Here is a 10,929-nt window from a genome sequence, read left to right as displayed (position 1 = left end):
TTACTCTCTAGGAGTTTTCAGGTTCGAGGGTGCCGACTAAAAGCCGCTTCACAACCGCCCACCTTGGGGATCTCAACCGTCTCTATATTAATCCAAAGCCGTCTTAAAAAGACGAGGTTTTAAACCCATTTTTTTGATAAGCTGAGGAGACGTTTAATCTTAATCAAGTCTGCATGGAAGCGTTTGAGCCTCTCCCCCCCACCTGGACAGAACCCGCCCTCCACGCCATGACCTTTCACTGTCCCCGCTGTGGTGCATCCCCTCGCCAAGCCCAACGGGTTTGGCTCAATCGTCGCGCTCCGGTGGTGAATGAAGACTATCAGCGTAAATGGCAAGAGTTTTATCACTGCGAATGTGAACAAGCCTGGTGGGCCTGGAGTAGCGATCGCCCCCCCTCGGATCTGGCCCAACGTCACCGCGACCCCGAAGACTAGGGCAGACGAGCCTAAAAACTGTATAGTGGATTGCACGACCGAGAGCCATTGCTGTGTAACCGAATGCAGTTTTCTAAAGTCCTCATTGCCAATCGGGGTGAAATCGCCCTTCGTATTCTCCGCAGTTGTCAAGAACTGGGGATCGCCACCGTGGCCGTCCATTCCACCATTGACGAACATGCCCTCCATGTCCAACTCGCGGACGAAAGCGTTTGTATTGGCCAACCCCCCAGCAGCAAAAGCTATCTCAATATTCCCAACATCATCGCCGCAGCCCTGACCCGCAACGCCACAGCCATTCATCCGGGCTATGGGTTCCTGGCTGAAAATGCCCGTTTCGCTGAAATTTGCGCGGATCATCACATTACCTTCATTGGCCCGACTCCTGCCGCGATGATGTCCATGGGGGACAAGTCCACCGCGAAAGAAACAATGCAGCGAGCCGGTGTCCCGACATTACCGGGCAGTGATGGTCTCCTTAGTGATGAACACCAAGCGATCGCGATCGCTGGCAAGATCGGCTATCCCGTCATTCTCAAAGCCACGGCGGGCGGCGGGGGCCGGGGCATGCGCCTCGTGAGAGACGAAAGTGAATTAGTGAAGATGTTCCGGGCGGCCCAAGGGGAAGCCGAAGCTGCCTTTGGCAATGCCGGGGTCTATCTGGAAAAATTCCTCGAAGCGCCGCGCCATATTGAATTTCAAATCTTGGCAGATAGTTACGGCAATGTGGTGCATTTGGGCGAACGAGATTGTTCAATTCAACGCCGCCATCAAAAACTCCTCGAAGAAGCTCCCAGCCCGGTTTTGACCCAAAGATTACGAAAAAAAATGGGCACAGCCGCAGTACGAGCGGCCCAGTCGATTCACTATGTCGGGGCGGGGACGGTGGAATTTCTCCTTGATAAGGCAGGGAACTTTTATTTTATGGAGATGAACACCCGCATTCAGGTGGAACATCCCGTCACGGAAATGATCACCGGGTTGGACTTGATCACGGAGCAGATTCGCATTGCCCAGGGCGATCGCCTCACCTTCTCCCAAGCCGATGTGCAACTCAAGGGCCATGCGATCGAATGTCGGATCAACGCTGAAGATCCCGCCCATAATTTTCGCCCCCATCCGGGCCGGATCACCGCCTACCTTCCCCCCGGTGGCCCCGGTGTGCGCATGGATTCCCATGTGTATACCGACTACGAAATCCCGCCCTACTACGATTCCCTGATTGGTAAATTAATCGTCTGGGGCCCCGATCGCGCCACTGCCATCACCCGCATGCGACGAGCCTTGCGAGAATGTGCGATCACCGGCATTCCCACCACGATCAGCTTCCACGAGCGCATCTTAACCACGCCCGCCTTCTTGAGCGGTGAGGTTTATACCAATTTCATCGCCCAGCACATGCAATAGATCACGATCAATCACTAGGATGAAACAAGGTTACGAATTCCGGATCAGGAGGTCAGTGTGAATCAAATTGCCCAATGGAATTTATCCGGCATTGGCTGTAGTTTGTTGATTTTGCTTGGGGTGATGGGCCTCAGCGCGGTGGGGTTGGGGTGGATTGTGAATGGGATCTTCCTGGCGGTGTTTTTGTTGGCCCTGCTGCCGGTGGTGGCGGTGTATGGGCTGCGCTGGTGGGTGAAGCGGAATGTGGTGGACGATCAATGCCCGATGTGTGGCCACGCCTTTGCGGCGTTTAATCAGGTGGCGTTTAATTGCCCGAACTGTAGTGAAGCCCTCCAGATTAAGGATGGGCGCTTTGTGCGGATTACGCCGCCGGGCACGATTGATGTGGATGCGGTGGAAGTGGATGTGCAGGTGTTAGAAGACTAGGAGGTGCGTCAATGCCAAGAATCAGGATGTTTGTAGGGTGCTGTTAGCGAAGCGTAACGCACCGTCACGTTGAGCGTTGGACATTCAAGACAATCCGAATAGTAAGTCTTGACGCTGTACGAGGAGGTGCGATCGCTGTGCGCCATCCGCAGCGGTGGTCGTCCTGAATGTTCCCAGATTGACGCGAAAACCTGAATAATGGGAGTAGGGGGTGCAGTCAACAAGTCCACGAAACCAAGGGTCACTCACAGGGCATTATGGGTTTTTCTGGAGACGTTCGTACACCATGCAATGCGGCAACTTCGCTACAGTCGTTTTTTGAGTTGTCGGTGGACTTGATCTGTGTGCGCCATGGGGATGGCTATTTTGGGGAACTGAATCATCTGTGGCAGGATTTGCTGGGATGGACACCGGAGGAACTCCGCCAGCAGCCTTGGGTAGACTGGATTCACCCTGACGACCTCGAAAGCACCCTCGCCGCTGAGCAACGCTGTCACCATCCCCAACGGCAAACGCCCGTGGAATATAAAAACCGATTTCGCCATCGTAACGGCAGCTATCGGTGGTTGTCGTGGCGGGTGTCTCCCTATCGGGACGGGGTGAGTGTGGCGATCGCCCAAGATGTGACCGAAACCCAATGGCACCATCGGGGGGCCTATCAAAAAGGTGTGCAGGCGGCGTTGTATCTGCGGGATCAAGCGATCGCCGCCAGTCGAGTCGGGATTGTGATCGCCGATGCTCGGCTCCCCGATCTGCCGCTGATTTATGTCAATCCCGCTTTTGAAGAGATGACAGGCTATTCCGCCACCGAGGTGCTCGGCCTCAATTGCCGCTTCCTCCAAGGCCCTGAAAAAGACCAAGCCGCCCGCCACGAACTCCGCGCCGCCATCCGAGAACGCCGCCACTGCACCGTCACCCTCCGGAATTTTCGCAAAGATGGCACGCTGTTTTGGAATGAACTCACCATTTCCCCGGTGTTTGATGACGAGGGCCGCCTCACCCACTTTGTGGGGATGCAAGCCAATGTCACCCAGCGCATTCAAGCCGAAAAAGCCCTCTTAGTGGAAAAAAATAAATCCGAACGCCTCCTGCTCAATGTGCTGCCCCGCCCGATCGCAGAACAGTTGAAACGGTTTGAGGGCAGTCTCGCCCAGCAGTTTCCCAGTGTGACGATTCTCTTTGCCGATTTGGTCAGTTTCTCGTCCTATGCCAGTCAGTTTGAAGCTCTGGAACTGATTAGCACCTTGAATCAGATTTTTTCGGTGTTTGATCAATTAGCGGAAACCCACGGCGTGGAGAAGATCAAAACCATTGGCGATGCGTATATGGCCGCGGCGGGGCTACCGTTACCCCGTCCGGATCATGCGATCGCGATCGCCGCCATGGCCCTCGATATGCAACAGGCGATCCAGCAGTTTCACTGGCCCGACGGTTCCCCGATGGAACTCCGTATTGGCATCCATACCGGCTCGGTGGTGGCGGGGGTGATTGGGATCAAAAAATTCATCTATGACCTCTGGGGGGATGCGGTCAATGTGGCGGCGCGGATGGAGTCCCAGGGCAAAGCGAGACAGATTCAAATCACCGCAGCGACCCAAGCCGCGATCGCCCCTCACTTCACCTGTCAGCGGCGCGGCATCCTCCCGATCAAAGGCAAAGGCCCCATGGAAACCTATTGGCTATGCGATCGCCGTAAGTAACAGCATTGTGTTGATTGCGTTTTCTGTCCAAAATCGGATTCCAAGTGTGGGGATTCCGATTTTCCCGTATAGTTTTCTCAGACAATGCGACTGTTACCCGAAGATTTTTGTATGAAACCGATTCGATCCTTACTTGCTCTACTTCTCATAGGTTTAACCACCTTCCTCACGGGCTGTGGCGGTGCAATGGTGCAAGCCCCCCCTACCTATACCCCTGAAAAAATTGCGGCCATTGACCGGGCGATCGCTCCCATTGAAGCCGTGCGCGATCGCCTCCCCGAACTGGAAGGCTATGTGGCTAAAAATGATTGGAATAATGTTGGTTCCTTCCTCCACGGCCCCTTAGGCGGGTTGCGGGCCACCTTGGGCTACCTCGATCGCAGCCTCCTGCTCGAAAAAGACCAAGCCGTTGCCACCGACCTCGCCGAGTCCCTATTTAACGACATTGAACGCCTAGACGCGGCTGCCTCGGAGGGTGTGCCCAACTTTGCCACCGAAGCCTTAGCCGCCCTTGAAAAGGATTTTGAGGTGTACCTAGACTATATTCCCCGCGAACCCGACAGCGAGGCATGAACCCGATTGTGATTGTGGGTGGCGGAGTCGTCGGGGCAATGATTGCCTACGAACTCAACCGCCAAAAGCAAGCCGTCGTCCTTGTTGAACAAGCCAGCGCCGCTGCCGGGTCTACCGGTGCGGCGTTGGGGGTGTTGATGGGGGTGATCAGCCAAAAAACCACCGGGCGCGGCTGGCGGTTGCGCGAGCAGAGTCTACGCCGCTACGCCACGTTAATCCCGGAACTCGAACAGGTGACAGGCTGCCCGATTCCCACCAATTCCCACGGTTTAGTGATGCTGCGATTCCGCGAAGACGAACGGGATGAACGGTGGCAACGTTTGCAGCAGGTGCGATCGCAGCAGGGCTGGTCGCTTGAGCTGTGGGATCGTGCGCAATTAGCGGCCCATTGTCCCTATATCGAGAGCGATCGCCTCATCGGTGCGGTGCATTCTCCCCAGGATGGCCAAATTCAGCCCCGCCCGTTAACCGCAGCCCTAATCCAAGCCGCCAGCCAAGCCGGCGCGGACTGTCGCTTTGGCCAGGCTGTCACCGCCCTGCGCACCGAGGCCGAGGGGGAGGCGCACCGCTGCACCCATGTCCAGATCGGCACGGATTGGCTGGCCTGCGATCGCCTCATTCTCGCCGCCGGTCTTGGTTCCACCCCCCTCACCGCCCAACTTCAGCAAACCCTCGATCTCCGTCCTGTCCTCGGCCAAGCCTTTCGCGTCCGCTGCCCCGCTCCCCTCCATCCCGTGGAGCCGGTGATCTCCGGCCATGATGTGCATCTTGTTCCCCTTGGCGGCGGTGATTATTGGGTGGGCGCGACGGTGGAGTTTCCCGATGAGCAGGGCATCGTTGCCGCCCAAGCTCACCTAAAAGCAGCCGTCTGGCAGCAGGCGATCGCCGTCTGTCCCGCCCTCGCCCAGGGTGAAATCATTGAATCCTGGTCGGGCCAACGCCCCCGCCCCCACGGCCAACCCGCCCCCGTCATCGGCCCCCTCACCGGCTACACCAACGTCACCCTCGCCACCGGCCATTACCGCAACGGCGTTCTGCTCGCCCCCGCCACAGCCCAGCAGGTCTGCGCCGAAATCGTGCGATAATGGGAACTCCTACCGCGCCGAAAACTGATCGAGAGCGATCGCTCCAGTCCCTGCTCTTGATGCAATAATTGGCAATTTTCTCGGCATGGTATCCAATCTTTTTTTGCAAGCTACAGAGCCTAGCATCGCCATTAACCCTTTTATGTTAGAATTTGATAGGTTTTTTACCATTTGAGAGCCTTAAGCCCGCTTCTCCGCGATTCGAGGAATTTTTATGGCCAGTAACTATCGTGCCGATCAGATTCAGGTTTTAGAAGGTTTAGATCCTGTCCGTAAACGTCCAGGGATGTACATCGGCACCACCGGGCCCCGTGGACTGCATCACCTCGTTTATGAGGTGGTTGATAACTCCATTGATGAGGCCCTCGCTGGCTATTGCACCCATATTGAAGTGGACATTAACCCCGATGGTTCCGTCTGCGTCACCGATGACGGCCGGGGTATTCCGATCGATGTTCACCCCACCACTGGTAAATCCGCCCTGGAAACGGTGATGACGGTGCTCCATGCCGGGGGAAAATTTGGCGGTGGCGGCTATAAGGTCTCCGGTGGCTTGCATGGTGTGGGCGTGTCGGTGGTCAATGCCCTCTCAACTTGGGTGGTGGTGGAAGTGCGTCGCGACCAAACCCTTTACACCCAACGCTACGAACGGGGGGTTCCCATGGGCGAACTGACCGAAACCGCCGACCCCACCCAAACCAGCAGCGGCACATCCCTCACGTTTTTGCCGGATACCACCATTTTTTCGGAGACGGTGGATTTTGACTACAACACCTTGGCGGGGCGGCTGCGGGAACTGGGCTATCTCAATGCGGGGGTGAAGATTACGTTTAGCGATCGCCGCCCCGAAGTGCCCCGGATTGAAACCTACTGCTACGAAGGCGGCATTCGCGAATATGTCACCTACATGACCCGCGAAAAAGAACCCCTCCACACTGACATTATTTATGTCGAAGGAGAACGGGATGGCGTGGTGGTGGAAGTGGCGTTGCAATGGTGCATCGACTCCTACAGCGATAATATTCTTGGGTTTGCCAACAACATTCGCACCATCGACGGCGGGACGCACCTTGAAGGGTTAAAGGCGGTGCTGACCCGGACGATGAACAATGTCGCCCGCAAACGCAACAAGATTAAAGAAAACGAAGCCAACCTCGGCGGCGAAAACATCCGCGAAGGCTTAACAGCGGTGATTTCCGTGAAAGTGCCCGACCCGGAATTTGAAGGGCAAACTAAAACCAAACTGGGCAACAGTGAGGTGCGCGGCATTGTGGATTCCCTGGTGGGGGAGGTGTTGAATGAATATTTAGAATTCAACCCGGCTGTTGCTGACACGATTATTGAAAAGGCGGTGCAGTCCTTTAAGGCGGCGGAAGCGGCGCGGCGGGCGCGGGAATTGGTGCGGCGTAAATCGGTGCTGGAGTCGTCGCCGTTGCCGGGTAAATTAGCCGATTGTAGTTCTCGCGATCCCTCTGAGTCGGAAATCTTCATTGTGGAAGGGGATTCGGCGGGCGGTTCGGCCAAACAGGGGCGCGATCGCCGCATCCAAGCGATCCTCCCCCTGCGCGGTAAAATCCTCAACATTGAGCGCACCGACGACGCGAAAATTTACAAAAACAACGAAATTCAATCCCTGATTACCGCCCTCGGTTTGGGCATTAAAGGGGAAGATTTCAACCCAGATCAACTGCGCTACCACAACATCATCATCATGACCGATGCGGACGTGGACGGGGCGCATATTCGGACGTTGTTATTAACCTTCTTTTTCCGCTATCAACGGGATCTGATCGATCAGGGCTATGTCTATATTGCCTGCCCGCCTTTGTATAAGTTGGAACGGGGTCGCAATCATCAATATTTGTACAGCGATCGCGAACTGGCCCACGCGATCGCCCAATTCCCCGACAACGCCAACTACACGATCCAACGCTTTAAGGGTTTGGGGGAAATGATGCCGAACCAACTCTGGGACACCACCATGAACCCCGAAACCCGGATGCTCAAACAGGTGGAAATCCAAGATGCAGCGGCGGCGGATAATATTTTCACCGTCCTGATGGGGGATAAAGTTGCGCCCCGGCGGGAATTTATTGAAACCGAAGGCTCTAAACTCGACCTCGACGATCTCGATATTTAACGCTAGGTTAAAGCCACTGATTCTGAAGAGTTGAGAGGATGTCTGGACAGTCAAAGCGGCTCAGAATCACACTCGCGTTAACTGATTGCAACCCGATACTGAACAAGGGGCTGAACAAGGGGCTGAACAAGGGGCTTAAGCCCCTTGCCTCCCTTGCGCTGATCCGGGTGGCGATCGCCCCGATCGCGATCGCGGCGTGGTTGTGGTTCAGTGCATCCGCTGGGGCGAATTCGCTCCTCGATGAATGGAACCAACCGGAACCGACTACCGCCACGGAAGCCGTACAGCAATATATCCAGAGCTTGCAGCGCAATCGGCAGGTGATGGATCTGCAATTGGACTATTACGAAGACCAACTCAACACCGCCAATCAACGCTTGGCGGAGCTAGAAACGGCCCTAGGGAAAGAGCGGCAACAGTACGCGCCTCAGATGAATGCAACCATTGCCCGGCTGCGGTTTTTACAACAGCAATCCCTCGCGAGTCGAGGCTGGTCGGTGTTGTTGAAGAGTGAAAACCTGAACGAGTTTTTCGATCGGCGCGATCGCCTCCGCCAACTCTACCAAGCCGACCGCGATCGCCTCGCCCAATTGCAACAGGTCGCCCAACGTCTTTTTGATCAAAAAACCGCCCTCGAACAACAACAGGCCGAAATCACCACGATCACCACCCAAATCCAAGCCCAAACCCAAGACCTCGAAGCCCAACTCCAACTCCAACAGCAACTCCTCGCCAACGACAGCGATCGCGCCACCCTCCAAGCCGCCCAAACCCAACTCAGCCAAGATTCCGCCCAACTCGAAGCCCTGATCCAACAATGGAACGCCCCCAGCGACGGCCCCAACAGCGGCACGGGAACCTACATCCTGCCCCACCACGGCGAGATTAGTGATACCTACGGCTGGCGTAAGCATCCCGTCCTCGGTCGGCAACGTCTCCACGCGGGCATTGACTTCAAAGGCCCCTACGGCAGCCCGATTCAAGCCGCCGATGCTGGTGTGGTGGCCTTTGCCGGTTGGTATGGTGGCTATGGGCGCACCGTGGTAATCGAACATGGCGACGGGTTTGCCACCCTCTACGGCCACACGAATAAAATGCTTGTCACCGTCGGGCAACCTGTGGAGCAAGGGGAAGCGATCGCCGAAGTCGGCTCCACCGGCCTCTCCACCGGGCCTCACCTCCATTTTGAACTGCGCCAGAACGGCAAACCCATCGACCCCGTTCCCTACCTCCGTCCCTAGGGCGATCGCACCGTGCCGCCAACATTAACCCACCCGCTTTTTTCGTAACATCCACCCCGATGCTTCAGCACAAGGGCAGCGATCGTCTATTTTTTTAATACAAAAGAACTGAAATGCCAGATAAATGGTGAGCAACCTCAATAATTTGATTAAGACATGTCTTGAATTTCACAAAAATTGCAAGATCCACGATCAATGGGCTGTCATTTCGATTTGAATTCATTACAATGTCTGACAGCCCAACCAAAACTGAGTTCTTAAATTAACGCTCAGGGAATCATTAAAGCAGGATCTGTCCTTGATAGAAGGTTAAAAACATTACACTCTGCCAACGAATCAATCCAACTCATGCCATCAGTCTTGGTCAAGCATGAGCTTCCAGAGGATTCACGTCAGGAGTGTAACATTCTGTCCAGTCAAGAATTTGTGCGGTCGCGTCTTCAACTGTGCGCAGAGTGCCGTGCGACTCCATGGGAAAAACCCAAGGATATTATCCCGATGATATTTGCGTTAAGGTGATGGGCGATGTAGTACTTCGGTAATGCTGAATGATTATCGAAACCATCGTGAAATCACAACAATGAACGATGTTCTGGTCTTGAACTGAAGGAGCAAGAGGAAAACAGCATGACTCAGGCGAATTACGATCTCGCAAAGATTACCCAACCTCAGAACGAATTAGAGTATCTGATTGAACAAGAATCAGATGAAACTCTGATCAAAGCAGATATCACCGAAGATGAGGATTCAAAACAGAAAAAGGGTGCATCCCGTCGTCGTGAGCAAACGCGCAAGAAACCGTACACAGAGGATTCCATTCGGATCTATCTCCAAGAAATTGGTCGGATTCGCCTCCTTCGTGCCGAAGAAGAGATCGAACTCGCTCGAAAAATTGCTGAACTTCTCGAATTTGAACGGATTCGCGATGACCTCTTTGACTCCCTCGAACGTGAACCCAATCTTCATGAATGGGCTGCCGCCACTGAGTTAGCCTACCCGGATTTTCGCCGCCGCCTCTTCATTGGCCGTCGTGCCAAGGACAAAATGGTGCAGTCTAACCTCAGACTGGTGGTGTCCATCGCGAAGAAATACATGAACCGGGGTCTATCTTTTCAGGACTTGATTCAAGAAGGCTCCTTGGGCTTGATTCGGGCGGCGGAAAAGTTTGACCATGCGAAAGGGTATAAGTTTTCCACCTATGCCACCTGGTGGATTCGCCAAGCGATTACGCGAGCGATCGCAGATCAATCCCGCACCATCCGCCTCCCCGTCCACCTCTACGAAACCATCTCCCGGATCAAGAAAACCACCAAAATCCTCTCCCAAGAAATGGGGCGCAAACCCACCGAGGAAGAAATCGCCACCCGGATGGAAATGACGATCGAAAAACTCCGGTTTATCGCCAAATCCGCCCAACTCCCCATTTCCCTTGAAACCCCCATCGGCAAAGAAGAAGATTCTCGCCTGGGTGATTTCATCGAAGCCGACGGCGAAACCCCTGAAGACCAAGTCTCGAAAAATCTTCTCCGCGAAGATCTCGAAAGCGTCCTCGACACCCTCAGCCCCCGCGAGCGCGATGTGTTACGCCTCCGCTATGGGTTGGATGATGGTCGGATGAAAACCCTGGAAGAAATCGGGCAAATCTTCAATGTGACCCGTGAGCGCATTCGTCAAATCGAAGCGAAAGCCCTGCGAAAACTGCGCCACCCCAATCGGAATAGCATTCTGAAGGAATATATCCGCTAAGGCTTTTGGGTCTTTGCTTGAAATATTTGTGTGAAATCTAGAAGCCTAGAGCCGACGCTCTGGGCTTTTTCCCGTTGGGCGGGGGGCAATCATGCCTGATCTTGGAGGGTGGTGAGCATGGTTTCAGGATCGAGGTTGAGTTGGACGAGGAATTGAGAGGCGATGGAGAGGGGATGA

9 protein-coding genes are annotated in these 10,929 nt (G+C 54.8%); all 9 read left to right on the top strand.

Annotated elements, in window-relative coordinates; translation table 11 throughout:
• The first annotated feature begins 173 nt into the window (after positions 1-173).
• The 9 genes from PN477_RS03045 (at position 174) to rpoD (ending at position 10,752) form a co-directional block, all read left to right on the top strand.
• Positions 174-434, top strand: coding sequence for a hypothetical protein (locus PN477_RS03045; RefSeq protein WP_272122446.1), 261 nt, complete (start codon positions 174-176; stop codon positions 432-434).
• Between the two features lie 63 nt (positions 435-497).
• A complete protein-coding gene (accC, locus tag PN477_RS03040; RefSeq protein ID WP_272122444.1) occupies positions 498-1,841 on the top strand; it encodes an acetyl-CoA carboxylase biotin carboxylase subunit in 1,344 nt (447 codons plus the stop codon).
• 57 nt (positions 1,842-1,898) lie between these two features.
• Positions 1,899-2,267 (top strand): PDDEXK family nuclease, encoded by a 369-nt coding sequence (locus PN477_RS03035; protein WP_272122442.1) that lies wholly within the window; start codon positions 1,899-1,901, stop codon positions 2,265-2,267.
• Positions 2,268-2,524: 257 nt separating this feature from the next.
• Positions 2,525-3,967, top strand: a complete 1,443-nt coding sequence (locus PN477_RS03030) for an adenylate/guanylate cyclase domain-containing protein (protein ID WP_272122440.1) — start codon at positions 2,525-2,527, stop codon at positions 3,965-3,967.
• A gap of 111 nt (positions 3,968-4,078) precedes the next feature.
• Complete coding sequence (psbQ, locus tag PN477_RS03025) at positions 4,079-4,540, top strand: photosystem II protein PsbQ (RefSeq protein WP_272122438.1); 462 nt, start codon at positions 4,079-4,081, stop codon at positions 4,538-4,540.
• Positions 4,537-5,625, top strand: a complete 1,089-nt coding sequence (locus tag PN477_RS03020) for an NAD(P)/FAD-dependent oxidoreductase (RefSeq protein WP_272122436.1) — start codon at positions 4,537-4,539, stop codon at positions 5,623-5,625. The genes psbQ and PN477_RS03020 overlap by 4 nt, the downstream gene beginning before the upstream one ends.
• A 214-nt stretch (positions 5,626-5,839) precedes the next feature.
• The gene (gene gyrB / locus PN477_RS03015; RefSeq protein ID WP_272122434.1) at positions 5,840-7,765 is read left to right on the top strand and encodes a DNA topoisomerase (ATP-hydrolyzing) subunit B; all 1,926 of its coding nucleotides are present in this window, start codon (positions 5,840-5,842) and stop codon (positions 7,763-7,765) included.
• Positions 7,766-7,932: 167 nt separating this feature from the next.
• Positions 7,933-9,006 (top strand): murein hydrolase activator EnvC family protein, encoded by a 1,074-nt coding sequence (locus PN477_RS03010; RefSeq protein ID WP_272146973.1) that lies wholly within the window; start codon positions 7,933-7,935, stop codon positions 9,004-9,006.
• A gap of 603 nt (positions 9,007-9,609) precedes the next feature.
• Entirely contained in the window at positions 9,610-10,752 is a 1,143-nt protein-coding gene (gene rpoD / locus PN477_RS03005; RefSeq protein ID WP_334310518.1) for an RNA polymerase sigma factor RpoD, read from the top strand.
• The last annotated feature ends 177 nt before the right edge of the window (positions 10,753-10,929 follow it).

It is taken from the genome of Spirulina subsalsa CS-330 (assembly GCF_028330765.1).
GTDB classification, from domain to species: domain Bacteria; phylum Cyanobacteriota; class Cyanobacteriia; order Cyanobacteriales; family Spirulinaceae; genus Spirulina; species Spirulina subsalsa_A.
This window is presented reverse-complemented; position numbering and strand designations above follow the sequence as displayed.